Below are 25,184 nucleotides of genomic sequence, written 5' to 3' on the forward strand. Positions count from 1 at the left end.
GCACACGCATGTCGACGCCCTCGGCATGCGGTCGAACGACACCAGCACGAGGATCGGAAACACTGTTCCCTGAATCGCCATCACGACCCCCGGAATCGACAACACGGCCCCGCGGGGATGCAACACGGCCCCCGGAATCGACAACACGAGGCCCGGAGGTGACGACACACCTCCCCTGAGCCGCGTTGCTCCCGTCCGTCGCCCCCTGGATCGCACCGGCGGCGACACGGCTGCCGCACTCCTCGATAAGCTGCGGCGGGCGCGTGCGACGAAGGAGCGATGCGATGACCGGCACGAGACCACGGATCGTGGTCAGCAGGTGGATCCCGGACGACGCCGTGGCACTGCTGCGCGAGGCGGGTGACGTGTGGCTTCCCCAACCGGACCGCGCGCTCCCCGCTGCGGAGCTGCACGAGGTCGTCGCCGGGGCCGACGCCGCGGTGGTAACGCTGAGCGAGCACGCCGGCGCCGCGTTCGCGGACGCCGCCGGACCACAGCTGAAGGTCGTCGCGAACGTCGCGGTCGGCTACGACAACATCGACGTCCCGGCGCTCGCCGAACGCGGCATCACGGTGACCAACACACCCGGCGTACTGACCGACGCCACCGCCGACATCGCGTTCGGCCTGCTGCTGTCGGTCACGCGCCGCCTCGGTGAGGGTGAACGCCTGCTGCGCTCGCGCACACCGTGGTCGTTCCACCTCGGGTTCATGCTCGGCTCCGGTGTGCAGGGCAAGACGCTCGGCATCGTCGGGCTGGGGCAGATCGGCCGTGCGATGGCGACGCGGGCGCGGGCGTTCGGGATGTCGATCGTCTACACGGGACGCCGCCGCGCGCCTGCCGAGGTCGAAGCCGACCTCGACGCCACATACCTGCCACAGGACGAACTGCTCGCCACCGCGGACGTCGTGTCGCTGCACTGCCCGCTCACGTCCGAGACCCGCCACCTGATCGACGCCGAGGCGCTCGCGGCGATGAAGCCGACGGCGTTCCTGGTCAACACCACCCGCGGCCCCGTCGTCGACGAGGCCGCACTCGCCGAGGCCTTGCGCGAGGGCACCATCGCGGGCGCCGGGCTCGACGTCTTCGAACACGAACCCGACGTCCACCCCGGGCTGCTCGACCTCGACAACGTGGCGATGGCCCCGCATCTGGGGTCGGCGACGGTCGAAACCCGCACCGCCATGGCAACCCTGGCCGCCCGCAACGTGCTCGCCGTGCTGGCGGGCGAAACGCCGCTCACCGAGGTGACACCGTGACCGCACCGATCCCCCAGCGCGTAGTCGTCGCACCGGACAAGTTCAAAGGCAGTCTCACCGCGGTCGAGGCGGCCGAGGCCATCGGCGCGGGGGTGCGCGACGCGCTCCCCGACGCCGACGTCGCGCTGTGCCCGGTCGCCGACGGCGGCGAGGGGACACTCGACGTGCTGCTGGCGGCGGGCGGATCCCGCGTCGACCGGCGTGTGTCGGGTCCGCTGTCCGATCCGGTCGACGCCTGGTACGTCATGCTCGACGGCACCGCCTACGTCGAGTCGGCCCGCGCCTGCGGAATCGAGCACGTCACGCCCTCACCGGACGTGGCGCTGGCCGCCCACACGCACGGTGTCGGCGAGCTGATCGCCGACGCGCTCCGGCGGGGTGCCCGGCAGATCGTGCTGACCGTCGGCGGTACCGCGAGCACCGACGGCGGCAGCGGCATGCTGCAGGCGCTCGGTGCGCGCCTCACCGACAGCACCGGCAATCCCGTGGGTCTCGGCGGCGGGGCGCTCGCCGACGTCGTCTCGGTCGACCTGACCGAGACCCGCGCGTTGCTCGGCGACGCGCGGGTGCGGGTGGCGACGGACGTGACCAACCCGCTGCACGGCCCCGACGGTGCGGCCGCCGTGTTCGGCCCGCAGAAGGGCGCGGGCCCGGCGGAGGTCTCGACGCTGCGGGCACATCTCGAGCGGTGGGCGGAGGCACTCGGCTTCACGGACCGGACCAGCGCGGGTGCCGGCGGCGGCATCTCCGGCGGAGCGATGGCTGCGCTCGGCGCGAGCGCAGAGTCGGGGTTCGACCTCGTCGTCGAGCTCACCGGGGTGGCCGACGCGATCGTGGGCGCCGACCTGGTCATCACCGGCGAGGGCTCGCTCGACGCACAGAGCCTCGCGGGCAAGGCGCCCGCCGGGATCGCCGCCATCGCGCGGCGCCACGGCGCCCGGGTCGCCGCCATCGCGGGCCGGGTCGCGCTGCCGTCCGAGGAGCTGACCGCAGCGGGGATCACGGCAGCGGTCGCGCTCGCCGACCACGCACCGTCGGTGGAGGTCGCCGTGCGCGATGCCGCCGCGTTGCTCCGCCGCCACAGCGCCGACCTGGCTCGGTCCGGCTGAACCCACACCCCTGACGGACCCGGCGAGCCGCGGGCGAGCAACGACACGGCCCCTCGACACGACACCCTTGACACGACGCCCCTGACACGACGAAGGCCGGCATCCGGACGGATCTCCGGATGCCGGCCTCGCGCTCGACAGCGGGTGCGTCAGCCTTCGCCTTCCGGCTGCTGCATCACCGCGAAGTTCAGCTGGCCCTGTTCGTCCTGCTGGACGTCCAGCACCTTGTCGTCGAGGAACGACGACGCCTTCTCCTCGAGGAAAACCCGCGCACCGCTCTCGGTGCCCAGCACCTGGTCGCCCTCTTCGGGGCCAGGAGCGACCGAAAGCGCGAGCTGAGCGCCCTCTTCCGTCTCCTCCCGGACCGCGAACCGGAGACCGGCGGCATCCTGACCGTCCTGGGCGGTCAGCGCGCTGATCGCCTCCACGGCAGCGTCAGTCATCGCAAGCATGGTCGCTATTTCCCTTCGGTTGCTTGGGCTGCCATTCCCACCGTAAAGGTCGGCCACGTCGATCGCCCTACCGGCACGCCCATTTCGGCACACCCCCGGGCTCGTCAGGAAATTCCACGAGAACGGCGGTGCCCGTCCATTCCTGGCGATTTCCCACGGCAGCCCCGCAGGCATGCGTGCGGACACGTGGCGAGATCATCGGCCGAACCCGGGAATAGGTCCGTGCCCACCGGGAAACCCTTACGCGGCAACGAGCCTCCGCCGACCCGTCACTCGATCGAGTTTCCGGTATTGCCCCCTCGCACCCGGCTTCGACACCCGGCCACCGCGCACTTTCCGAAAGTTCCTGGCAGGAATTTTTCCGGCAGCTCCGCGATACCCCCGCACGGACGCGATAAACGTCCGCCACACCACAGGAACCTCACACGTCAGACGCCACCCTGTTGTTGAAAGCCCACGCAGATGTTCCTACGGTGGAAAAGGCAAGGCGGACGCAGATTTCCGCCCGGATGGATCCCGTCCGGACGAATGCACAGCACCGGGATGTCCAATCCCGCGCTCGCCGACCCGACGGAGGGATACCGCAGTGCGACCCAGCCATTCCCAGGACAGCGGCCCATTGACCGGCCTGACCAGTGGCCCGTCCGGTGCCGGTGACCCGGCGTTCGGACCGGCGCTCACCCCGGCAGGCACGCCTCACGAGCAGACCGGCCCCGTGGACACCGTCGGCACCTCCGGCATGCGTATCGAGGCCGAACGGCGCGCCGACGGCATCGTGCACGCCCGCGTGAGCGGCGAACTCGATCTGTTGTCCGCACCGGATCTGCGCAAGTGGATCCACGAGGAGCTCCCGGCACCCGCACGGCTCGTGCTCGACCTCGACGGCGTCGACTTCCTCGGCTCGGCGGGCCTGTCCGTACTCGCCGAGCTGTCCGAACAGGCCGCCGGCGACCAACTGAACTGGGCGATCGTCGCGAGCACCCGCGTCGTGCTGCGCCCGCTGGAGGCGACCGGCCTCGCCGAGCAGATCCCGGTGCACGCCGGCGTCGACTCGGCGGTATCGGCCGTGTGATCCGGCCGCGCGAAGCACACCCGACACGGCCCCGGCCCACTGTCACGGCCGGGCGTCCGCACTCACCCGCAGCCGCCCAGCCGAATGCGACGATCGCCACGGCCCGAGGTGGACGTGACCGGCACCGTCGGCGACGTATCGTTCGGGTATGAGCTGTGTACTGGCCAGGGCGCGCGTGGCGGCGTGGGAACTCGCCCGGACGAGTGCCAGGGATCAGCCGGAACTCGCCCGGCACGTACCGCTGTATGTGCTGGGCGGGGCCGTCAGCACCGGGCTGCAGGCCCTGCTGTTCCTCCTGCTCCGCGATCCGCTGACCCCGGCGGCCGCCAATCCCGTCGCCATCGGCGTCACCACGGTGCTCAACACCGAGTTCCACCGGCGGATCACGTTCGCCGACGTCACGGGACCTCGAGGCCGGCAGCACCTGCAGACCGTCGGCACGTTCCTGTTCTACGCGTGCGCGGGCACGACGGCGCTCGGCCTGCTGCATCTGCTGGCCGAACACCCGTCGCCGATGACCGAGACGACGGTGCTGGTCGCGACCAGCCTCGTCGGCGGAGTGCTGCGCTTCCTCGTGCTGCGCTCGTGGGTGTTCGTCTGGAGCCGTGACCCCGAGGTGACCCGGTGAGGATGCAGCAGCCGCCCGACCACGCGTCCCACGACGAGGACGACGGGACCGCCGGCGAGCCCGACCACCGGTTCACGCTGGCCAACGAACGCACGTTCCTCGCGTGGCTGCGCACGGCACTCGGGCTGGTCGCCGGAGGCGTCGCGATTCAGCAGCTCGTGCCCGGGCTGGCCTCCGAGGTGACCCGCACCGTGCTCGCGGCGCTGTGCATCGGGCTGGCCCTGGTGATCGCCGCGGCCGCCTATCCGCGCTGGCGGACGGTGCAGCGGGCGATGTCCCGTGGCGGGCCGCTGCCGCGGAACGTCCTGCTGCCGGTGCTCGGATTCGGCATCGCCGTGATCACGGCGCTCGCACTCGTGCTGGTGATCACGGCATGAACGGGGACCAGCCGGAACGCACGGGCCTCGCGTGGCAGCGCACCGCGCTGGCCTCGGCCGCGTGCAGCGGGTTGTTGCTGCACGCCGCGCTCACGACCGGCCACGCCGCACCGGCGATCGCCCTCCCGGTCTCGCTCGTGACCACGGTCGTCCTCGCCGCCGCGGGAACGAGCCGGGGCAGACGACTGCGCCGCAGCACCGCCCCACTGCCGCTGCCCCTCGCCGCGACGGCCGCCCTGCTCGTCACCGCCACGACCGTGGTGAGCCTCGCGGCACTGCTCGCCGCGCTCACGATCGGCCACTGATCCGCGGCCCTGCTACCGCAGCTGGCGGCGCAACTCGGGCAGCAACTCGGACTCGGCGGCGTCCAGGAACTCGTCCTGGTGGTCACCGCCGACCTGCACCAGGGCCAGATCGGTGAACCCCGCGTCGCGGAACGGCCGTGCGGCGTCGACCACCGCCTGGACCGACCCGCCGCACGGGATCGCCGCGGCCACGTCCTCCTCACGCACGTAGTGCGTCGCGGCCGCGAACGCCTGCGTCCCTGGGAGCTCGGCGTTGACCTTCCAACCGCCGGCGAACCATCGGAACTGCTCCCGCGCGCGCCTGACGGCCTCCCCTGTGTCCCGGCCCCACGACACCGGCAGCTGGCCGATCTTCCGGGACGGCGACAACCCGAGCTGGCCACGCACGTCGTCCCAGTGGTGGCACAACTCGTTCGCGGGCTCGACGGCGATCAGCGCCTCCGAGGCCGCCGCGAACTTCTCGACCGACTGGGCGCCCGAGACCGCGACCCCGATCGGCACCCGCCGCTGCGGCAGGTCCCACAGTTTCGCCGAGTCCACGCGGAAATGTTCGCCCGCCCGGTTCGTGTACCCGCCGTCGAAAAGATCGTTGATGATCTGCAGCGCCTCGGCGAGCATGTCGTGCCGCACGTTGACCGGCGGCCATCCCCGGCCGACCACGTGCTCGTTGAGGTTCTCGCCGGAGCCGAGGCCCAGCAGGAATCGCCCGCCGGACAGCTCCTGCACGGTCGCCGCCTGCTGCGCCACCACGGCGGGGTGATAGCGCATCGTCGGGCAGGTCACCAGCGACATGAGCTCGACGTCGCCGGTGACCTCCGCGACCGCGCCGAGCACCGACCACGCGTGCGGCGCGTGGCCCTGCTCGTCGAGCCACGGCGAGAAGTGGTCGCTCATCACCTCGAACGCGAAACCGGCCCGCTCGGCTCGCGCCGCATCGGCAACGAGCCGGCGCGGGCCGGCCTGCTCGGTCAGCAACGTATAACCGAAACGCACACGTCTCCCCTGTGGCCGGCCGTGGCCGGCCCCTCCTCATCGTCACAACGGTTCCCGGCCCTCACCGGCAGCCACGCCGGCACCCGCCCGAGCGGCCTCTGCACCGCACGGGCCGCCGTGGGAGCGCAGGCCGATACTGCGTTCCTCAGTGCTGCGGGCCTGCGTCCTGCGAGCCTTGGTGCCGCGGGCCTTGTAGTGCCGCGGGCCTTGGTGCCGCCCGCGGCACAGCGAGGCCGGTTGGAGCGGACATCGGCACAGCAGGTATCGGCACTGAGATCGGCATTGCGGTCTCGGCACTGCAAACGTCAGCGCTGCGGATATCGGCGCCGCCGGCGTCAGCGCAGCGCCGGTGTGGGCTCGGGCTCTTCTTCGACACCGATCCGTTTGCGGCGGGCGATGGCCTCACGACGTTCGGTCTCGTCGAGCCCTCCCCACACTCCGAACGGCTCCTGCACCGTCAGCGCGTGGTGTCGACATTGGACGATCACCGGGCACGTGCGGCAGACCTCCTTGGCCCGCGCCACACGGTCGGCTCGCGCGAAACCGCGTTCGCCGTCAGGATGGAAGAACACCGCACTGTCCAGATTGCGGCAATTTCCGTTGCGCTGCCATTCCCAGACCTCAGCCACCGGGGTCGGCAGCCGGGACGTGTCGGCCATGGTGATCACCTCCGTGAAGATGTGCGATGCGCGGTGTACCCGGCCGGTGCGGAAATCACACCTGCCGTACGTCAGCGGTACTCGTCGTCGTCGACGGCCACCGGTTCCGCCTGGTCGGCGACATCGGCGGGATCGGCGTCCAATGGGACGGAAACCCCCGCCGGTCCGGGTTCGTCCCCGGCGCCGGTGTCGTCGGTGAACTCGCCGCGCTCGAAGTCGTCGACGACCGGACGCCGCTGCTCGTCGACATCGGAGGCCGGTGCGAGATCGTGGTTCTCCGTCATGATCGACGTGATACCCCGCCTGCGCGGTGTTCAATCACGGTTCGATCACCCGGATCCCGTGGCCGCCGCTCACGGGTTCGGTCGGACCCGACATACCTCCGGTACGCTCCGGCCAGACTGCAGCGACGACGCCGGAGGATGCGCATGAGCGAGCGGCAATACGACATCGTGGTGTTCGGCGCCACCGGGTTCACCGGCGGTCTGACCGCCGAGTACCTCGCCGCCCACGTGCCGGACGGCTGCCGATGGGCACTCGCGGGCCGCAACACCACCAGGCTCGAGGCCGTGCGCCGGCGGCTGAGCTCCATCGATCCCGCCTGCGCCGACCTGCCGCTGCTGCAGGCCGACGTCACCGACACCGCGTCGCTGCGCACCGTCGCCGAGTCGGCACGGGTCGTCGTCACGACCGTCGGCCCGTACCTGAACTACGGCGAACCGCTCGTCGCGGCGTGCGCCGAGGCCGGCACCGACTACGTCGACCTGACCGGCGAACCCGAGTTCGTCGACCGCATGTACCTCGCCCACCACGAGACCGCCCGGCGCACCGGCGCCCGGCTCGTCCACGCGTGCGGACTGGACTCGATCCCCTACGACCTGGGCGCCTACTTCACGGTCGGCCAGTTGCCCGACGACGCGCCGACGACGGTCGACGCCCAGATCCGCGCGAACGCCGAGTTCTCCGGCGGCACGTTCGCCTCGGCCCTGACGGCCTTCTCCCGTGCCCGCCACATGACGGACGTGGCCAAGCGCCGCCGCCGCGCCGACCCGCGCCCCGCCGACCGTGAGATCCGCACCCCCTCCGGGCCGCCCACCCGGGACTCCGAGACCGGCAGGTGGCTCGTGCCGATGCCGACGCTCGACCCGCAGATCGTGGCCCGCTCGGCAGCCACGCTGCCCCGGTACGGCACGTCGTTCACCTATCGCCAGTCCGCGGCGATGAAGCGGCTGACGACGCTCGTGGCGACCGGTGCGGGCCTCGGCGTGCTGGCGGTCGCAGCGCAGATCCCGCCGGTGCGCAGCGCGCTCGGCAAGATCCGCAAGCCCGGCGACGGGCCGAGCGCACAGCGCCGGGCGCGGTCGTGGTTCCAGGTGCGGTTCACCGGCGAAGCAGGCGGGCAGCGCGTCGTCACGGAGGTGGCGGGCGGCGACCCCGGCTACGACGAGACCGCGAAGATGCTGTCCGAATCGGCGCTGTGCCTGGCTTTCGACGAACTACCCGACACCGCGGGGCAGGTGACGACCGCCGTGGCGATGGGCGACTCCCTCGTCACGCGCCTGCAGAACGCGGGGCTGCGCATCCGCGTCCTCGACGAGTGATCCTGCGGTGACGGCAGGGTTGGGTGTGAGCGAGACCCGGGAGCGAGTGAGCCTCAGCTGACGAGGCGGCGGACGACGGCGTCGGCGAGCAGTCGGCCCCGGTCGGTGAGTACCGCACGGCCGCCGTCGAGGTCCCGAGTGGACAGCAGGCCGTCGGCGGCGGCGCGCCGCGCCTCCCGCGCACCGTCGTCGTCGAGCGCGTCGAGCGGAAGACCGTCGGCGAGGCGGAGTTCGAGCATGACCCGTTCGAGGTGCCGGTCCTCGGCGGTCAGGCTCTCCTGTCCGCCGACGGGCAACGCGGCGTCGGCGAGCGTCGCCGTGTAGCGGGCCGGATGCTTGACGTTCCACCACCGCACCCCGCCCACGTGCGAGTGGGCTCCGGGACCGGCGCCCCACCAGTCGCCACCGAGCCAGTAGCCGAGGTTGTGCCGGCAGCGCGCCTGTTCGGAGGCGGCCCAGTTGGACACCTCGTACCACCGCAGGCCCGCCTTCTCGAGCATCGCGTCGAGCAGTTCGTAGTCGGCGGCCAGCACGTCGTCGTCCGGCATCGGGATCTCCCCCTTGCGGACCCGGCGCGCCAGCGCGGTGCCGTCCTCGACGATCAGCGCGTAGGCCGACACGTGGTCGACGCCGGCCTCCAACACCGCGTCCAGCGACGCCTGCAGGTCCTCGGTACGCTCGCCGGGCGTGCCGTAGATGAGGTCCAGGTTGACGTGGTCGAATCCTGCGGCTCGGGCCTCCGCAGCGGCGGCGACGGGACGGCCCGGCGTGTGCGTGCGGTCGAGCACGCGCAGTACGTGCGGCGCGGCCGACTGCATGCCCAGTGACACCCGCGTGTACCCGGCGTCGCGGATTCCGGCGAACAGTTCCGGCGACGTCGATTCCGGGTTGGACTCGGTGGTGACCTCGGCGTCGGCGGCGAGTCCGAAGGACTGCCGCACGGCGTCCAGCACCGCCGCCAGCCCGTCGGCGCCCAGCAGCGACGGGGTGCCGCCTCCGACGAACACGGTGTCGGCGGCCGGCGGCCTCCCGAGGCGCTGTGCGGCGAGGTCGAGTTCCTTGCGCAGTCCTTCGAGCCAGTCCTCGGGCGCCGCACCGGAACCGAGTTCGCCGGCAGTGTAGGTGTTGAAGTCGCAGTAGCCGCAGCGGGTCGCACAGAACGGCACGTGCACGTACACCCCGAACGGCCTCGTGCCGAGCCCCTGCAGGGCGAAGTCGGGCAGGTGAAGATCGTCCGGGGTGCTCACGTCCCCAGTGTCCCACCGGCGGGCAGGCAAGCGCGTGCTGCCCACCGGCTCCCCGGACACAACGCGGTCGTCACGCCTCCCGCGGACCAGGCGGGTCCAGGGACTGCAACCAGCCGCTCGCCTCGGCCAGGTCGGCCACGCCGGTCAGCTCACCGGGCAGCAGCGGCACGGTGAGCACGCCGGTCTCCTCACCGCCGAAGCGTTCCCTGACGCGTGCCAGCACGGCGCGTTCCTGGGTCCGGCGGCGGGCGAGCACCCCGGACTCGTCGCCGGAGGCGACCCGGTTGACCAGCACCGCCCCGAGCGACACTCCCGCCTCGGCCAGCTGGTCGGCGGCCCGTTCGGTCTCGGCCAGCGGCAGCCGCTCCGGCACGAGCACGAGGTGCACACGGGCGTCCTCGCGCAGCCGGCTCTGCAACGCCTCCAGCCGCCGGCGGCGGTTCTGCAACCGTTCCAGCAGCGGGTCATTTTGCGGTCCGACCTCGCCGAGCAGCCCGTCGGCGAACCGGTCGACGTCGCGGGCCTGTTTCCGGTTGTGGGCCAGGCCTTCGATCCACGGCGTGAGCAGTGCCGGCAGGCTCAGCAGCCGCAACATGTGCCCCGTCGGCGCGCTGTCGACGACCAACAGGTCCCAGTCCCGGCCGGTGCGCTCGACGAGGTCGGTGAGCCGGTCCAGCAACGCCGATTCGACGGTTCCGGGACTGTCGACCGCCCTGCGCAGGTGCCGCTCCACGGCCGGCAGCACCTCCCTGGGGACCGCATGCCTGGCGTCCTCGAGGACTTCGGCGACCCGGTTGCTCGCCTGCCGCTCACCACTGATCTCGGCGGCCAGGAGCGACTCGCCGACCGACCGCGGCTCGTCGGACAGCGACTCACCGAGCACGTCGCCCAGCGAATGCGCCGGATCGGTCGACACGACGAGCGTGCGCACACCGCGGCGCGCCTGCCGGACGGCGAACGCCGCGGCGAGCGTCGTCTTACCGACCCCGCCTTTGCCGCCGAAGAACCGGATCAACAGCACACTCCGGCGTCGCCGAACTCGTCCCGTCCCATGCGCCGGTGCCAGGCGTGGAAGTCGGCCACGAGATACGGAACGGCATCGAGCGTCTCGTAGGCGACCGGATTGTCCACGCCCAGCGATTCCAGCAGCAGCAGTGTGCGCAGGGTGTCGTCGCGACGGCGCGCCTCCTTGCGCAGACCCTGCCGCCAGCGGGAGACCAGCAGCAGCTCATGGCCCCGTTCGAACCGGCGCCAGTACCGGAGCAACCGGGCGCCGAGCCGCCGCCACCTCCCGCCTGCGGTCACCGCTCTGTCAGCTCCGTCGGCTCGGGATCACCCGCGTCGGCGGCGGCGCCGCGAGCCCGGCGCAGCGCGAGCGCCGCCTCGACGATGAGCCACACGGCCAGCACGAAGATGATCGCGTCGAGCGGCGCCAGCACCCATTCGCTCTCGGCGATGAACGTCATGAGGTTCTGGATGAGCGCCCACGTCGTCATCACGACGAGGAACACCAGCGGCACCAGAACGGCGATCGGGTTGCGGCGGTTCTTGGTGACCCACACCGCGATGACGGCGAGCGCCAGGCCCGCGGTGAGCTGGTTGGTGGTGCCGAACAGCTGCCACAGCACGCCGAACGTGTAGCCCGCGTCGCCGCCGCCGGGCAGCAGCGCCAGCACGAGCGGGATGAGCACGGCGATCAGCCCCGCCAGGGTCAGGTTGCGTGAGATGGCACGGATGCGGACGATCTCGGCGATCTCCTGCACGATGTAGCGCTGCAGGCGCACCCCGGTGTCCATCGTGGTCGCGGCGAAGCTGATCACCACGACGGCGGCGAAGACCACGGCGGTCGCCTGGGGCACGCCGAGGTTGGCGGCGAAGTGGCCGACGCCGTTGACGAAGTTCGAGGTCGCACCGTCCGAGGCGGTGGCGAAGTCGGAATAGGCGGCGTGCCAGTCGGCCGTCGTGGCAACGATGCCCGCGGTGCACGCGAGGATCGACCCCAGCGCCAGCGACCCTTCGCCGATCGCGCCGAAGTAGCCGACGTACCGGGCGTCGCTCTCCTTGTCGAGCTGTTTCGACGTCGTGCCCGACGACACGAGACTGTGGAACCCGGAGATCGCGCCGCACGCGATCGTCACGAACAGCAACGGGAACCAGCTGGGCGAATCGGCAGGCGTCTGGTCGTTGACCACGGGCGCCACGATCGTGTCCCAGCCGACGAGCACGCCCAGACCGATCACGCCGAGCGCGATGAACAGCTGGTGGGAGTTGATGTAGTCGCGCGGCTGCAGCAGCACCCACACCGGGATGCGCGATGCGATGAACGTGTAGACGAACAGCAGCACGATCCAGATGTTGCGCTCGGTGAACAGGCCGTCCTCGGCGGCGATGCCCGCCAGCGAGATCGGCAGCGCCTGCCCGAGCAGGATCGTCACGTACAGCACGACGACGCCGACGAGTGACGGAATCAGCGCCGCGCTGCGCGTGCGGTAGATGTACTGGCCGATGCCGATGGCCAGCGGGATCTCCAGCAGGATCGGCAGCACGGCCTCGGGATTGGCCACGAACAGGTTCCCGATCACCACGGCGAACACGGCGTTCACCAGGGTCAGCAGGAAGAAGATGATCAGCAGGAACAGCACGCGGGCGCGGGTGCCCACCACCTCGCGGGTGAGCGTGCCGATGCTCTGCGCCTTGTGCCGCACCGACACCACGATCGAGCCGAAGTCGTGCACGCCCGCGGCGAAGATCGTGCCCACCACGACCCAGATCAGCGCCGGTCCCCATCCCCAGAACACGGCGATGGCGGGACCGACGATCGGTGCCGCGCCGGCGACCGAGGTGAAGTGGTGTCCGAAGAGGACGTGCTTGTTGGTCGGGATGAAGTCCACGCCGTCCCGCATGGTGTGCGCGGGTGTCGGCCGGCTGTCGTCGAGCGCGTACACACGACGCGAGAGGTATCCCGAGTAGTAGCGGTAGCCGAGGTAGAACAGCACCCCGACGATCAGGACCATCACGATGGCCGGCATGGACGTTCCTTCCCGTGAGCGACGTTGACACGGTGGTCAGGCGACGTGGGACGGTAACAGCAGTGTGGCTGACGAGGTAAGAGCGGTGTGAATCCCGCGCTGGGCGAGACGTGGAGGCGACCAACGGTGAACCGGCTGCGGGAGGCCTGGCGGCGGGCCGTCACGGCAGAGCTGTGCTGGACGAACCCCGACGGCAGTGCCGCCGCGATCGCCGTGACCCCGGTGCTGCGCGGATCGGATCCCGCCTCGGCGACGGTGTGCGCCGCCCTGCCCTACGCCCGGGCGGGCGAGGTCGAAGGCCTGCGTGCGGCCCCGGCCGCGGTGTTCGCCGTGACCGACTCGCGCTCGCTGCCCGACGACACCGAATCCGGAACCCGGGTCTCAGGGCCCGGGGGCGCCGCGTCCGGAATCGCCGCGGCGGGTGGGGTGCGGATCGTCGACGACGTCGACGGCGAGTTGTTCACCGAGGAGCTGCTCGACCAGGAGCTGGTCAAGTACCCGCCGTCGCGCACGCTCGCCGACAGCGTGCTGCTCCGCCGGGAGAACTGGTGGTGGCTGCCCCGGATCGTCGTGGAACTCACCGGTCCGCTCCCGGCCGCCGGGCACCCCGGCGAGAAGCCGCTGCCCGCGCGCACCGACCCGACCCGGCACGCACTGCTCGTCACCACGGCACCCGGGGGCGCCGAGTCGCAGCGTGTCCCCGAGCTGCCGACTATCCCCGATTTGCGCAGTGCCCCCGAGCTTCGCAGTGCCCCCGAGCTTCGCAGTGCCCCCGAGTTGCGCAGTGTCGACCTGGGTGCCGACTCCGCACAGTCCGGCGCGGCAGCGTCCGACGTCATGGGAGTGCGTGAGCTGGCGGGTGAACCGCTGCCCGCCGCGTCCGCGGGCGCGCTGGCGTTCGGCTACGACTACACGATGCCCGATCTCGAACGGTGGGAAGCGTGGTCGCTGGCCGGCACGGTCGAGCGCGAACGGCTGGCCGTCGAAACCCGGACCGGGTCACCGGGCGAGGACCTAACCACCCTCGGCCTGCTGGCACGTACCCGGCGGCACCGCGCACTGGCGAAGGCCTGCCGCACCGGTCTCCGCGCCGCCCAACGCCGCCTCCAGCCGGCTCCCTGAGGCGACCGCAACCGCCCCCAAGGGGGCACCCGCACATGCAACACAGCCACGCAGCAGCGTGCCGTTGAGGAACAGTGGCCGGGCCGGCGGGAGGGACCCCTGATCCTCCCCTCGCGACGGGGCCGGACTCACGTCCGTCCGCAGATCGTGAGGGGAGGATTCGTGGCGTTCAACGCCACTGAGGTGCCCTTGGGGACACGTCGCGGGCCGGCCGGCGGACGCCGTCGCTGGTGACGTTGCTCCCACGATGCGGACGCTGCTGGACCACCCTGTGAACACCGTGGCAAGGTAATCGTTGTGACTGTGACGACCGCCGGTGTAGCCCTCGTGGTACGACGCCACGTGGACTACCTGCGCGTCTCCAGCAGTCTGTGCCGGCCCTGACCGCGACGCGCCGCTCCTGCCCAGCCGCAGCCGCACGTCGAGCGCGCACCGGGCCGCACGTCGGTCCGCCTGCCGGCGCAGGCCGATGCCACCGCACATCGCCGACGCCACAGGCCGGCCTCTGGTCACCGACGCCCACGTCCGAGCCCACCGCGCGCCCGTCCCGGCACCGCTCACGAGCGGCAGCGCCGCGCCCGGTCGTCCCCGGCCGCCCTCGGGCTGCCACGAGCCGCCCGAACGCCCAGCCCGAACCGCCGCCGAACACACCGCCCTGGAGGACACCGCCATGGCCGCCGAGACAGGCCGACCCGCCCGCCCCAAGAAGCGCCGCGGCGAGGGCCAGTGGGCCCTGGGTTACCGCGAGCCGCTCAACCCCAACGAGCGCTCCAAGAAGGACGACGCGCCGCTGAACGTGCGCGCGCGCATCGAGAACATCTACGCCCACACCGGCTTCGACGGCATCGACCCCGGCGACCTGCGCGGCCGGTTCCGCTGGTTCGGCCTCTACACCCAGCGCAAGCCCGGGATCGACGGCGGAAGGACGGCGGCGCTCGAACCAGAGGACCTCGACGACAAGTACTTCATGCTCCGGGTGCGGCTCGACGGCGGCGCGCTGACCACCCGGCAGCTCGCCGTCCTGGGTGAGATCTCGCAGACCTACGCCCGTGACACGGCCGACATCACCGACCGGCAGAACATCCAGTACCACTGGATCCGTGTCGAGGACATGCCCGCGATCTGGCAGAAGCTGGAGGACGCGGGCATGACGACGATGGAGGCCTGCGGCGACAGCCCGCGGGTCATCCTCGGCTCCCCCGTCGCCGGGATCTCGGCTGACGAGATCATCGACGGCACGCCCGCGATCGACGAGATCACGCGCCGTTTCGTCGGCGATCCGACGTTCGCGAACCTGCCCCGCAAGTTCAAGACGGCGATCTCCGGCCAGCAGGATGTGGCGCACGAGATCCACGACGTCGCGTTCGTCGGGGTCGAGCACCCCGAGCACGGTCCCGGGTTCGACGTGTGGGTCGGCGGCGGCCTCTCGACCAACCCGATGATCGCCAAGCGCCTCGGCGTGTGGGTGCCGCGGGACGAGGTGCCGGACGTGTGGGAAGGCATCATCAGCATCTTCCGCGACTACGGCTACCGGCGGCTGCGCTCGCGCGCCCGCATCAAGTTCCTGGTCAAGGACTGGGGTCCCGAGAAGTTCCGCGAGGTGCTCGAGACCGAGTACCTGCAGCGCACGCTCATCGACGGCCCCGCCCCGGAGGCTCCGGAGCGGCCGATCGACCACATCGGCGTGCACGAGCAGACCGACGGGCTGCGCTACGTCGGCGGGGCGCCGGTCGCGGGCCGCGCGTCCGGGTCGTTGCTGCTGTCGGCGGCGAAGGCGGCCGAGCGCGCCGGATCGGGCCGGGTGCGGCTGACACCGCAGCAGAAGCTGGTCGTACTGGACGTGCCCGAGCCCGAGGTCGCCTCGCTGCAGGCCGAGCTGGCCGAGGCGGGCCTGGACACGAAGCCGTCGCCGTGGCGGCGCAACGTGATGGCGTGCACCGGCATCGAGTTCTGCAAGCTGGCGATCGTCGAGACGAAGAAGCGTGCCTCGGACCTGGTCGCCGAGCTGGAGCAGCGGCTGGCCGATCTGCAGGACGGCCTCGACAACCCCGTGTCCGTGCACCTGAACGGCTGCCCGAACTCGTGCGCACGCATTCAGGTGGCCGACATCGGCCTCAAGGGCCAGATCGTCACCGACGCCGACGGCAACCAGGTCGAGGGCTTCCAGGTGCATCTCGGCGGCGGCCTCGGGCTGGATGCAGGATTCGGCCGTAAACTGCGTGGCCATAAGGTCACGAGCGACGAGCTCACCGACTATGTGGAGCGGGTCGTGAGGAACTACCTGGATCAGCGCGGCGAGGGCGAGCGGTTCGCCCAGTGGGTCGTGCGCGCAGAGGAAGCCGATCTCACGTGAGTGAGGCCACTTCCTCGAGGGCCACGCCCATGCACTGCCCGTACTGTGCCGACGAGGATCTCCGTCCGGAAGACGACGGTGCATGGCTGTGCACGTCCTGTCGGCGGGTGTTCACAGTGACCTTCATCGGACTGCGCATTCCGGAGGTAAAGCGATGACCGCGACAAGGACGGCCGAGGAGCTACAAGCCCTCGCCGAACGAGCGTCCGGCGAATTGGCCGAGGCCACCACCGAGGAGGCCATCCGGTGGGCGGTCGAGCAATTCGGCGACGATCTGATCGTCGCCTCGAATATGCAGGACGCCCTTCTCGTCGATGTCGTCACCAAGGTCAAATCGGACATCGACGTGCTTTTTCTCGAAACGGGCTACCATTTCGCAGAAACGCTCGGAGTGCGTGATGCGGTGGCGACGATCTATCCCGACGTGCGGATCGTCAACGCACAGGCCGAACAGAGCGTGGCCGAGCAGGACGCGGAATACGGTCCGAAATTGCACGACCGGGACCCCAACCAGTGCTGCCACCTGCGAAAAGTCGTTCCGCTGCGCAACACGCTCGCCGAGTATTCCTGCTGGATCACGGGTGTCCGCCGTGTCGATGCACCCACCAGAGCGAACACGCCGATCGTGACATGGGACGATCGCAATGGCCTGGTGAAGGTGAACCCGATCGCGGCCTGGACCGACGACGAGTTCAACGGCTACATCGACGAGCACGGGATTCTGCAGAATCCACTGGTCCACGAGGGGTACCTCTCGATCGGCTGCGCCCCGTGCACCGCGAAGGTCGCGCCGGGCGCCGACCCACGCAGTGGTCGCTGGGCCGGCAAGTCCAAGACTGAGTGCGGGCTGCACGCCTGAGGAAGGATGTCATGACCACACTAGAGGCCGCGGCCGATGCGGCGCGCGACAATCTCGCGGCGCTGGAATCGGAAGCCATTCACATCTTCCGTGAGGTGGCGGGCGAATTCGATCGTCCCGTGATCCTCTTCTCCGGTGGCAAGGACTCCACGCTGCTGCTGCACCTGGCCATCAAGGCGTTCTGGCCCGCGCCGGTTCCGTTCCCGCTGTTGCACGTCGACACCGGCCACAACTTCGACGAGGTCATCGCCTTCCGTGACCACGTCGTGGAGAAGTACGGCCTGCGGCTGGTCGTGGCCAGCGTGCAGGACTACATCGACGACGGCAGGCTCGTCGAGCGGGCCGACGGTACGCGCAACCCGCTGCAGACGCAGCCGCTGCTCGACGCGATCGCCGACAACAAGTTCGACGCCGTGTTCGGCGGCGGCCGCCGCGACGAGGAACGGGCCCGCGCCAAGGAGCGCATCTTCAGCCTGCGCAGCGCCTTCGGCCAGTGGGACCCACGCAGGCAGCGCCCTGAGCTGTGGAACCTCTACAACGGCAGGCACCGCCCCGGCGAGCACGTGCGGGTGTTCCCGCTGTCGAACTTCACCGAAGCCGACGTGTGGAACTACATCGCGCGCGAGCAGGTCGAACTGCCGTCGATCTACTACGCGCACCAGCGCAAGGTCTACAGCCGCGACGGCATGTGGCTCACCGAGGGCCCGTGGGGCGGTCCGCGCGCGGACGAAGAGGTCCACGAGCTGACGGTGCGGTACCGCACCGTCGGTGACGGCTCGTGCACCGGAGCCGTCGAATCCACCGCCTCGACGGTCGAGGAGGTCATCGCCGAGGTGCAGGCGAGCCGCCTCACCGAGCGCGGTGCGACGCGTGCCGACGACCGCATGTCCGAGGCCGCCATGGAAGACCGCAAGCGGGAGGGGTACTTCTAACCATGAGCTCGTTGCTGAGGCTCGCCACGGCGGGCAGCGTCGACGACGGCAAGTCGACTCTGGTCGGCAGGCTGCTGTACGACACCAAGTCCGTACTCGCCGACCAGCTGGACGCCATCGAGCGCGCCAGCGTCGACAAGGGTATGACGACCCCGGACCTGTCGCTGCTGGTCGACGGTCTGCGTTCCGAGCGGGAGCAGGGCATCACGATCGACGTGGCGTACCGCTACTTCGCCACGCCGAATCGCAGCTTCGTGCTCGCGGACACCCCCGGGCACGTGCAGTACACCCGCAACACGGTCACCGGCGCGTCGACGGCGCAGCTCGGTGTGCTGCTGGTCGACGCCCGCAACGGCGTCGTCGAGCAGACCCGCAGGCACGCGGCCGTGCTGGCGATGCTCGGCGTGCCGCGGTTGGTGCTGGCGGTGAACAAGGTCGACCTCATCGACTACGACGAGGCCGCGTTCACCGTGATCGCCAAGGAGTTCGCCGCGCACGCGACGTCGTTGGGTTACGCCGAGGGCACGGTGCTGGCCATCCCGGTGTCGGCGCTGCAGGGCGACAACGTGGCGACCAAGTCGGAGAACACGCCGTGGTACTCGGGCCCGACGCTGCTCGAGCACCTCGAAGAGGTGCCGGTCGCGCCGGACCCGCACGAGGCGCCGTTCCGGATGCCGGTGCAATACGTCATCCGTCCGCGCACGCCCGAATACCCCGATTACCGGGGTTACGCGGGCCAGATCGCGGCGGGCACGGTCCGGCCGGGCGACGAGGTCGTGGTGCTGCCGCAGGGCCTGAAGTCGACGGTCGAGAGCGTCGACACCGCCGACGGTTCGCTCGACGAGGCCGGCACCGGCAAGTCGATCACCGTGGTGCTCTCCGACGACCTCGACATCACGCGCGGTGACGTGATCGCCGCGGCCGACAACGCGCCGAAGGTCACCGACGAGTTCACCGCGGCGCTGTGCTGGCTGTCGAGCAAGCAGCTCGAGCCCGGCGCACGTGTACTGGTCAAGCAGGGCACGCGCACGGTGCAGGCCATGGTCGAGGAGCTCAACGCCCGGTTCGACGAGCAGACGCTGTCCATCGTGGACGCTCCGGAGAAGCTGGAGCTCAACGAGATCGGCAACGTCAGCCTGCGGCTGGCCGAGCAGCTTCCGGTGGACGACTACACGGTGAGCCCCCGCACGGGTGCGTTCATCGTGATCGACCCGAAGGACGGCGACACGCTCGCCGCGGGTCTGGTCGGGCACCGGTTCAGCCAGCTCAAGGGTGTGACAGAGCCCGAGGTCGCGTGACGGTGGCGCATCCGCCGCTGCTGATCGTCGCGCACGGTAGCCGGGACTCCAGGTCCGCGGCTACCGTGCGCGCGCTCGCGGAGGTGGTGCGCGCCCACTCCCCCGGTGCGGACGTCCGCGTGGCGTTCCTGGACCTGTCCGCACCGTCGGTCGGTACCGCCCTCTCCGGCCTGTACGCCGAGGGACACCGCCACGTCGTGGCCGTGCCGTTGCTGCTCGGCCACGCCTATCACGCGCGGGTGGACCTGCCCGCGCTCGTCGACGAGGTCACCGGCAGCCTGCCGCGGTTGTCGGTGACAGTTGCCGACGTCCTCGGCCCCGATCCGCTGCTGGAGGACGTCGCGCTCGACCGCCTCGCCGCCGCCGGAGCGGATCTCGACGACCCGGACCTCGGCGTCGTGCTCGCCGCCGTGGGTTCGTCGCACGATGCGGCCAACGACGTCGTCGCCCGCATCGCCCGCGGCTGGGACGGCCGCCGCGGTGCACGGGTCGCGGCCGCATTCGCCAGTACGGCCCGGCCGGACGTGCCCGCAGCGATCGCCAGGCTCCGCGCCCACGGCGCGCGCCGGTTCGCCGTCGCGTCGTGGTTCTTCGCCCCGGGACTGCTCCCCGACCGCATCGCAGCCCTCGCGGCCGAATCGGCCCCGGACGCCGTCCTCGCCGCCCCGCTGGGCACCGATCCGCGCGTCGCCACGGTCGTGCTCGACCGCTACGCCGACGCGCTCACCGGCGCGGCGGCCTCGGCCTGAGCCGGCGCCGGCGCGCGTCGGCGTATGCCAGAGTGTTCGGCATGGCTGACGAACTCGTCCACTACGACCTCGACGGCGGGGTCGCGACGATCACGCTCGACTCGCCGCACAACCGCAACGCCCTGTCCACGCAGCTGCGCAGCGAACTCACCGACGCGCTGACCAGGGCCGCCGACGACGAGCAGGCGCGCGTGATCGTGCTGACCCACACCGGCACCGTCTTCTGCGCCGGCATGGACCTCAAAGAGGCCAAGGGCGCCGGCTCCGACGACCAAGGGGTGAACGGCTTCCCCGCGATCCTCGAGCAGCTCTGGACGAGCCCGAAACCGGTCGTCGCCAAGCTCGCCGGGCCCGCTCGCGCCGGCGGTGTCGGCATGGTCGCGGCAGCCGACATCGCGGTGGCGGCCGCCGACGCGACGTTCGCGTTCACCGAGGTGCGCATCGGCGTCGTGCCCGCACTGATCTCGGTCACCGTGCTGCCGCGACTATCCCCGCGTGCGGCCCACGAACTCTTCCTCACCGGCGACACGTTCGACGCCGTACGCGCCGCCGAGGTGGGTCTGCTCAACGCCGCCGTACCCGCCGACGAACTCGACGCGAAGGTCGCCTCCTACGTCGACTCGCTGGTGCGCGGCGGGCCTACGGCGCTGACGGCGACGAAGGAGCTGCTGCACGGCGAACGCGGCCGCACCATCGGCGCGGAGCTGGAGAAGATGCAGGCGGTGTCCGCGCACTACTTCGCCAGTGAGGAGGGCCAGGAGGGCATCGCCGCGTTCGGCGAGAAACGCCCGCCCCGCTGGATTCCCTGACTCCCCCCCCCCATCCGGCATCCGCCGTGACGGCGAAGGCCGCCTCTTTCCCGGTCCGGGAGGGGCGGCCTTCGCTATCGCGAGACGCTCCGGTGCGGAGCACAGACGGCCTCAGGAGCGCAGGAAGTCCCGCAGCCCGGCCAGGTCGTCGGTGTTGATGTGGTCGACACCGGCGTCGCGGAGCTCGGTCCACACCGCGGTGCGCTGTTCGCCCGCCTGATCCGGGGTGGCCCAGAACCGCAGCCGCTGCCCGGCTTCGTGGGCACGAGCGGCCATCTCGCGCAGGCGGGCGCGCTCCCGAGCGGGCATGGGGCCCTCGCCCTTCCAGTCGAATACGGTGTTCCAGTTGTCGCTGACCAGCGGCATCAGCTCGGCGGCCAAATCGCCGCCCAGGTCACCGGAGCGCCCGTCGTAGAACGACAACCGCTCCGGAGCCTCGGCCATGTCGTCGAGCGGCCGATTACCGCTCACCACGACCTGGATCGCACCGGTGTCGACCTTCCCGTCGCGGTAGCGCGTGAGCATGCCCGCGTATTCGGCGAGCTGGTGCTCCAGCAACTCCCACGTGCGCGGCCCGTCACTCTTGATGTCGACGAGCAGCTGGAACTGCCCCTTCCACCCCGGGTAGACACCGGACTTGCCGCGTACGGCGTCGCGCAGCGGTTCCAGGTACAGGCTGCGCAGCGTGCGGTCGGGATCGAGCTCCCACGAGTCGTGGGCGACCAGCAGTTCATCGCCGACGGCCCACACGTCCGCCTCGACGCTGGTGAAGCCGTGCTCCAGCGCATCCAGCAACGGCCGCGGGTGTTCGTAGTCGTTGTGCGCGTGTGCCTGGGCCAGCGGCCTGCCGAGGTCCGGTCGTGGCTGCGCGCCGGCGGTGGCCGGTGAGACCAGAGCGATCACCACCGCCAGCAGGGCGGCGGCACGGGACGCATGCATGCGGGCTCCTCACGTCGGTGCGGACTGGGAACCCGATCGAAGCGGGTGATCGTGTCCGCGCCGCGAACGTCAGGAGTCGGCGAGCAGAACAGTGAACCGGCGGCTGCTCACCCGGTCACCACCCGCCGCGAGCGCCCGCTGGGCGTCCGAGAGCGTGCCGTGCACGGCCAGGTAGGTCCGCGGATCGGCCTGCTTCAGTGCGTCGGCGCCCACCCAGACCAGGACGTGCTCTCCCGCGGGCAGCCACGACAGGTCGGTCAGACAGTCGTACAGCGCGTCCAGGTTCCGGCCGAAGTGCGGCGGGAACCGCAGCAGTTCGGCGATGGCGTCGAGCGTCGCGGCCTTGTCGGTCAAGCCGCTGCCGTCGAGCACGTAGGTGAACGCGCCGCGCGCTTTGGCGTCGGCCACGAGCGCACTGCTGTCGGGGTTCGGTGCAGGTGTGGATGTCACGGTCAGGTCCGGGTATCGACGACGACGAACGATTCGTAATGGTCTGCGGTGTAGTACAGCTCGTCCTCACTGCCGGTGACGAGCCGCCGGGCACCCCGGTCGGGGCTACCGGGCGTGTCCACCGTGTACTCGTGGTAGTAGCCGTGGGGTTCGTCGGGCAACAGCCCTTCCCGGTTGCCGAAAACGGTGCCGTCCCGCTCGGGGTACGGGAAGGGGCCACCGCGTTCGATGAGCTCCCACGTCCGTTCGGCTTCCGGGGGCAGGTCGGCGAACGCCACCACCTCGAGACCGGATTCCGCGCCCGGCAGGCTACCGCCTCCACCCGACGCGTCGCCTCCCCCGGTGAGTTCACCCACGAGCCAGCCGCCGAGCGCGAGCAGGATGAGACCGGCCAACGCCACACTGATACGCCTGCGCGAGAACACGCGCGCCTCCCTAGGAACCCGGACGGCCGCCTGTGGACCGCTCAGCCTGCTCGTCCGGACGCGCGCGTCGCAGCCGGCCGGCGAGGGCCATTGCGAAGTCCACACCACGGTGGAGCAACCACGTCGCGACAGCGCAGATCGGCAGCAGGACGGCCGCGACCAGCACGAACTGCAACGGGAACCACTGCTGCGCGAGCCAGAGCTCGAACCCGTCCCACCAGCGGGCAACTCCGTCGAACACAACGTGAGCCTACTGCAGGTACGTTGGCGCCATGTTCGCCGTCTATGCCAACGAAGCCAATGCCGACGACCCTCTCGCCTCCCTCGTCGTGGGCGAGCGCCCCGACCCGGAGGTTCCCGCAGGCTGGGTCAAGGTGAATGTCAAAGCCGCAAGCCTGAACATGCACGACATCTGGACGCTGCGCGGCGTCGGGATCAAGAGCGAGCAGTTCCCCATGATCCTCGGCTGCGACGGTGCCGGCGTGCTCGACGACGGCACCGAGGTGGTCATCCACTCGGTCGTCAACGACGAGTCGTGGCAGGGGGACGACACCCTCGACCCCAAGCGCACGCTGCTGACCGAGAAGCACCAGGGCACGTTCGCCGACTCGGTCGTGGTGCCCGCCCGCAACGTCGTCCCCAAGCCCGCAGGCCTGTCGATGTCGGAGGCGGCCACGATGGGCACCGCCTGGCTCACGGCCTACCGCATGCTGTTCGTCAAGTCGGGCCTGCGTCCCGGTCAGACGATGCTGGTGCAGGGGGCTTCCGGCGGGGTGTCGACCGCGCTGGTGCAGCTCGGCCGGGCGGCCGGGCTGCGCGTGTGGGTCACCGGCCGCAGCGAGGACAAGCGCGCCCTGGCCGAACAGCTCGGGGCGCACCAGACGTTCGAATCTGGTGCCCGCCTGCCCGAACGCGTGGACGGCGTGTTCGAGACGGTGGGCAAGGCCACCTGGTCGCACTCGATGAAGTCGCTGAAGCCGGGCGGGATCATCGTCGTGTCCGGCTCGACCAGCGGCCCCGATGCGAGCGCCGAGCTGCAGCGCCTGTTCTTCCTGCAGCTGCGGGTGGCCGGGTCGACCATGGGAACCCGCGACGAGCTCACCGACCTGCTCTCCTACACCGAGCTGACGGGGATTCGGCCGCAGATCGGCGCCGAACTGCCGATGACCGAGGCGGGGAAGGGCTTCGAGGACATGCTGGAAGGCAGGACCTCCGGCAAGATCGTCTTCACTCGCTAACCTGCGAAAATGCCGCTGACCAGGGAAAATTCCGAACACACAGAGTCACGATATCGCTTCGTGACCTTTGTTACGGAGCCTGAACCGGCCTTCTGTGTTTAGCCTGGTTCCATGATCGCATCCCGGCGGGAGGCATCAGGCTCCCCGGCAGCAGCCGGGGTTCCAGGGATTCCGGACCCGGACGACGCTCCGGACTCCCTGGAACCTCCGGATACCGCGGCCCGCTCCGGCCACCCCGGCGCGGGCCCCGAGCACGATGTCGAGATCCGCACCACGTACCGGCGGTTCGGCGGCTTCTCGACCCGCGTCCTGGAGGCAGGACCCCGGCCCGTGGAACGCCCGGCGGGACGACGGTTCCGCCGGCGTTCCGACGAGCAGCGGCGCCGCACACCCCGTCTCGTGCTGTTGCACGGCTACTGCGACAGCGCCGACACCTGGCGCCCGGCGCTCACGGAGCTGGCGCGCGCGGGCGTGGCCGCGGTGGCCGTCGACCTCCCCGGGTTCGGCGAGGCCTCGGCGCTACGGTCCGGCGCGATACTGCCGCAGCTCGACGTGTTCACCGCCGCCGTCATAGGGGACCAGTCCGCGCTGGGCGGTGTCGTGGTGGCCGGCAATTCGCTCGGCGGCACGATGGCACTGCGGGCGGCGCAGAACCCGTCCCTGCCGCTCGCGGGCGTCGCCTCGATCGCGGCGCCCGGACTGTCCGACTCGTGGCTCGTCCGCGGTGTGGCGCGCAATCCGCTCACGCGGCTCGCCACGTCGCTTCCGCTGCCCGTGCCCCGGTTCCTGGTCAAGAGCGTCGCCGAACAGATCGTGCCGCGGCTGCTCTACGCCGACTCGGGAAAGGCCGCAGCCGAGCACGTCGCCCGGTTCGTCGATCTGTTCCCGGACTTCAAGACGACCGGCGAACGCCTGGACCAGGCGGCCCGCCTGATCACCGAGCTCGACGACGCCTACGAGCTCGACCGCATCACGCTGCCGCTGCTCGTGGTGGCCTGCGGACGAGACCGGCTGGTCAACGCCGATTCGGGCCAGCGGCTGCATTCGCTCGTGCCGCACAGCAGACTGCTGGTCCGCCAGGACTGGGGACACTGCCCCCAGCTCGACGATCCGCGTGGTCTGGCACAGGCACTGCATTATTTCGCCGGCAGTGCGCTGTCCGAACGACCCCGGGACGAGGACCGGCACACGCGCGGCCGATCCCTGTCCGATGCGGTGGGCTGACTCGCGACAGTGAACCGGCGCGCGGCTGCCGTGAGCCGGCGCGCGGTGTCGGCGG

General features: G+C 70.8%; 29 protein-coding genes. 17 read left to right on the forward strand and 12 right to left on the reverse strand.

The window, feature by feature from the left end:
- Positions 1-284: 284 nt before the first annotated feature.
- Positions 285-1,259: a 2-hydroxyacid dehydrogenase gene (locus LY40_RS05850; protein ID WP_183787237.1), complete on the forward strand. Its 975-nt coding sequence runs from the start codon at positions 285-287 to the stop codon at positions 1,257-1,259.
- Positions 1,256-2,368: a glycerate kinase gene (locus LY40_RS05855; protein ID WP_258936164.1), complete on the forward strand. Its 1,113-nt coding sequence runs from the start codon at positions 1,256-1,258 to the stop codon at positions 2,366-2,368. The genes LY40_RS05850 and LY40_RS05855 overlap by 4 nt, the downstream gene beginning before the upstream one ends.
- A gap of 149 nt (positions 2,369-2,517) precedes the next feature.
- On the opposite strand, the gene LY40_RS05860 is transcribed toward LY40_RS05855, so the two are convergent.
- Positions 2,518-2,820 carry an iron-sulfur cluster biosynthesis family protein gene (locus tag LY40_RS05860; RefSeq protein WP_183654643.1) on the reverse strand — a complete coding sequence of 101 codons (303 nt, stop codon included), beginning with the start codon at positions 2,818-2,820 and terminating at the stop codon, positions 2,518-2,520.
- A gap of 586 nt (positions 2,821-3,406) precedes the next feature.
- Here LY40_RS05860 and LY40_RS05865 point away from each other — a divergent pair.
- The 4 genes from LY40_RS05865 (at position 3,407) to LY40_RS05880 (ending at position 5,202) form a co-directional block, all read left to right on the forward strand.
- A complete protein-coding gene (locus LY40_RS05865; RefSeq protein WP_308216669.1) occupies positions 3,407-3,892 on the forward strand; it encodes an STAS domain-containing protein in 486 nt (161 codons plus the stop codon).
- A gap of 148 nt (positions 3,893-4,040) precedes the next feature.
- Positions 4,041-4,520: a GtrA family protein gene (locus LY40_RS05870; RefSeq protein WP_183787238.1), complete on the forward strand. Its 480-nt coding sequence runs from the start codon at positions 4,041-4,043 to the stop codon at positions 4,518-4,520.
- 2 nt (positions 4,521-4,522) lie between these two features.
- Entirely contained in the window at positions 4,523-4,897 is a 375-nt protein-coding gene (locus LY40_RS05875) for a YidH family protein (protein ID WP_183787259.1), read from the forward strand.
- A complete protein-coding gene (locus LY40_RS05880; RefSeq protein WP_258936165.1) occupies positions 4,894-5,202 on the forward strand; it encodes a DUF202 domain-containing protein in 309 nt (102 codons plus the stop codon). Before LY40_RS05875 ends, LY40_RS05880 begins: the two co-directional genes overlap by 4 nt.
- Before the next feature lie 12 nt (positions 5,203-5,214).
- On the opposite strand, the gene LY40_RS05885 is transcribed toward LY40_RS05880, so the two are convergent.
- The 3 genes from LY40_RS05885 to LY40_RS05895 all read right to left on the reverse strand — a co-directional run bounded on the left by LY40_RS05885 (position 5,215) and on the right by LY40_RS05895 (position 7,138).
- Entirely contained in the window at positions 5,215-6,195 is a 981-nt protein-coding gene (locus LY40_RS05885; protein ID WP_183787240.1) for a TIGR03557 family F420-dependent LLM class oxidoreductase, read from the reverse strand.
- A gap of 335 nt (positions 6,196-6,530) precedes the next feature.
- Complete coding sequence (locus tag LY40_RS05890; RefSeq protein ID WP_183787241.1) at positions 6,531-6,854, reverse strand: WhiB family transcriptional regulator; 324 nt, start codon at positions 6,852-6,854, stop codon at positions 6,531-6,533.
- 71 nt (positions 6,855-6,925) lie between these two features.
- Positions 6,926-7,138: an Rv3202a family protein gene (locus LY40_RS05895; RefSeq protein ID WP_183787242.1), complete on the reverse strand. Its 213-nt coding sequence runs from the start codon at positions 7,136-7,138 to the stop codon at positions 6,926-6,928.
- Between the two features lie 144 nt (positions 7,139-7,282).
- Here LY40_RS05895 and LY40_RS05900 point away from each other — a divergent pair, with 144 nt between their 5' ends.
- A complete protein-coding gene (locus tag LY40_RS05900; RefSeq protein WP_258936166.1) occupies positions 7,283-8,455 on the forward strand; it encodes a saccharopine dehydrogenase family protein in 1,173 nt (390 codons plus the stop codon).
- 53 nt (positions 8,456-8,508) lie between these two features.
- On the opposite strand, the gene hemW is transcribed toward LY40_RS05900, so the two are convergent.
- From hemW to LY40_RS05920, 4 genes are all read right to left on the reverse strand, one after another.
- Positions 8,509-9,702 carry a radical SAM family heme chaperone HemW gene (gene hemW / locus LY40_RS05905; protein WP_258936167.1) on the reverse strand — a complete coding sequence of 398 codons (1,194 nt, stop codon included), beginning with the start codon at positions 9,700-9,702 and terminating at the stop codon, positions 8,509-8,511.
- Positions 9,703-9,772: 70 nt separating this feature from the next.
- The gene (locus LY40_RS05910; RefSeq protein ID WP_258936168.1) at positions 9,773-10,723 is read right to left on the reverse strand and encodes an ArsA family ATPase; all 951 of its coding nucleotides are present in this window, start codon (positions 10,721-10,723) and stop codon (positions 9,773-9,775) included.
- Entirely contained in the window at positions 10,714-11,007 is a 294-nt protein-coding gene (locus LY40_RS05915) for a cory-CC-star protein (protein ID WP_183787246.1), read from the reverse strand. Before LY40_RS05915 ends, LY40_RS05910 begins: the two co-directional genes overlap by 10 nt.
- Complete coding sequence (locus LY40_RS05920) at positions 11,004-12,731, reverse strand: carbon starvation CstA family protein (RefSeq protein WP_183787247.1); 1,728 nt, start codon at positions 12,729-12,731, stop codon at positions 11,004-11,006. The genes LY40_RS05915 and LY40_RS05920 overlap by 4 nt, the downstream gene beginning before the upstream one ends.
- Before the next feature lie 126 nt (positions 12,732-12,857).
- On the opposite strand from LY40_RS05920, the gene LY40_RS05925 reads away from it, so the two are divergent.
- The 8 genes from LY40_RS05925 (at position 12,858) to LY40_RS05960 (ending at position 20,853) form a co-directional block, all read left to right on the forward strand.
- Positions 12,858-13,853 (forward strand): hypothetical protein, encoded by a 996-nt coding sequence (locus tag LY40_RS05925; protein WP_258936169.1) that lies wholly within the window; start codon positions 12,858-12,860, stop codon positions 13,851-13,853.
- Positions 13,854-14,523: 670 nt separating this feature from the next.
- Complete coding sequence (locus tag LY40_RS05930; RefSeq protein WP_258936170.1) at positions 14,524-16,206, forward strand: nitrite/sulfite reductase; 1,683 nt, start codon at positions 14,524-14,526, stop codon at positions 16,204-16,206.
- A gap of 29 nt (positions 16,207-16,235) precedes the next feature.
- On the forward strand, positions 16,236-16,364 hold the full coding sequence (locus LY40_RS05935; RefSeq protein ID WP_228726678.1) for an Insertion element protein: 129 nt from the start codon (positions 16,236-16,238) through the stop codon (positions 16,362-16,364).
- Complete coding sequence (locus LY40_RS05940; protein WP_183787250.1) at positions 16,361-17,065, forward strand: phosphoadenylyl-sulfate reductase; 705 nt, start codon at positions 16,361-16,363, stop codon at positions 17,063-17,065. The genes LY40_RS05935 and LY40_RS05940 overlap by 4 nt, the downstream gene beginning before the upstream one ends.
- Before the next feature lie 11 nt (positions 17,066-17,076).
- Positions 17,077-17,997 (forward strand): sulfate adenylyltransferase subunit CysD, encoded by a 921-nt coding sequence (cysD, locus tag LY40_RS05945; RefSeq protein ID WP_183787251.1) that lies wholly within the window; start codon positions 17,077-17,079, stop codon positions 17,995-17,997.
- A gap of 2 nt (positions 17,998-17,999) precedes the next feature.
- On the forward strand, positions 18,000-19,295 hold the full coding sequence (locus LY40_RS05950; RefSeq protein ID WP_183787252.1) for a sulfate adenylyltransferase subunit 1: 1,296 nt from the start codon (positions 18,000-18,002) through the stop codon (positions 19,293-19,295).
- Between the two features lie 2 nt (positions 19,296-19,297).
- Positions 19,298-20,044 carry a sirohydrochlorin chelatase gene (locus tag LY40_RS05955; protein ID WP_183787260.1) on the forward strand — a complete coding sequence of 249 codons (747 nt, stop codon included), beginning with the start codon at positions 19,298-19,300 and terminating at the stop codon, positions 20,042-20,044.
- Positions 20,045-20,085: 41 nt separating this feature from the next.
- A complete protein-coding gene (locus LY40_RS05960; protein ID WP_183787253.1) occupies positions 20,086-20,853 on the forward strand; it encodes an enoyl-CoA hydratase family protein in 768 nt (255 codons plus the stop codon).
- 111 nt (positions 20,854-20,964) lie between these two features.
- On the opposite strand, the gene LY40_RS05965 is transcribed toward LY40_RS05960, so the two are convergent.
- The 4 genes from LY40_RS05965 to LY40_RS05980 form a co-directional block, all read right to left on the reverse strand.
- Positions 20,965-21,792, reverse strand: coding sequence for a phosphatidylinositol-specific phospholipase C/glycerophosphodiester phosphodiesterase family protein (locus LY40_RS05965; RefSeq protein WP_258936171.1), 828 nt, complete (start codon positions 21,790-21,792; stop codon positions 20,965-20,967).
- 69 nt (positions 21,793-21,861) lie between these two features.
- Positions 21,862-22,242 carry a barstar family protein gene (locus LY40_RS05970; RefSeq protein ID WP_258936172.1) on the reverse strand — a complete coding sequence of 127 codons (381 nt, stop codon included), beginning with the start codon at positions 22,240-22,242 and terminating at the stop codon, positions 21,862-21,864.
- Positions 22,243-22,244: 2 nt separating this feature from the next.
- On the reverse strand, positions 22,245-22,667 hold the full coding sequence (locus LY40_RS05975) for a guanyl-specific ribonuclease (protein ID WP_258936173.1): 423 nt from the start codon (positions 22,665-22,667) through the stop codon (positions 22,245-22,247).
- 10 nt (positions 22,668-22,677) lie between these two features.
- Positions 22,678-22,908, reverse strand: a complete 231-nt coding sequence (locus tag LY40_RS05980; protein ID WP_258936174.1) for a hypothetical protein — start codon at positions 22,906-22,908, stop codon at positions 22,678-22,680.
- Positions 22,909-22,939: 31 nt separating this feature from the next.
- Between LY40_RS05980 and LY40_RS05985 the strand changes: the two genes are divergently transcribed.
- Positions 22,940-23,905 carry a quinone oxidoreductase family protein gene (locus LY40_RS05985; protein WP_258936175.1) on the forward strand — a complete coding sequence of 322 codons (966 nt, stop codon included), beginning with the start codon at positions 22,940-22,942 and terminating at the stop codon, positions 23,903-23,905.
- A 111-nt stretch (positions 23,906-24,016) separates the two neighbouring features.
- Positions 24,017-25,129, forward strand: coding sequence for an alpha/beta fold hydrolase (locus LY40_RS05990; protein WP_258936176.1), 1,113 nt, complete (start codon positions 24,017-24,019; stop codon positions 25,127-25,129).
- Positions 25,130-25,184: the final 55 nt, after the last annotated feature.

It is taken from the genome of Prauserella salsuginis, from assembly GCF_024648885.1.
Taxonomy (GTDB): domain Bacteria; phylum Actinomycetota; class Actinomycetes; order Mycobacteriales; family Pseudonocardiaceae; genus Prauserella; species Prauserella salsuginis.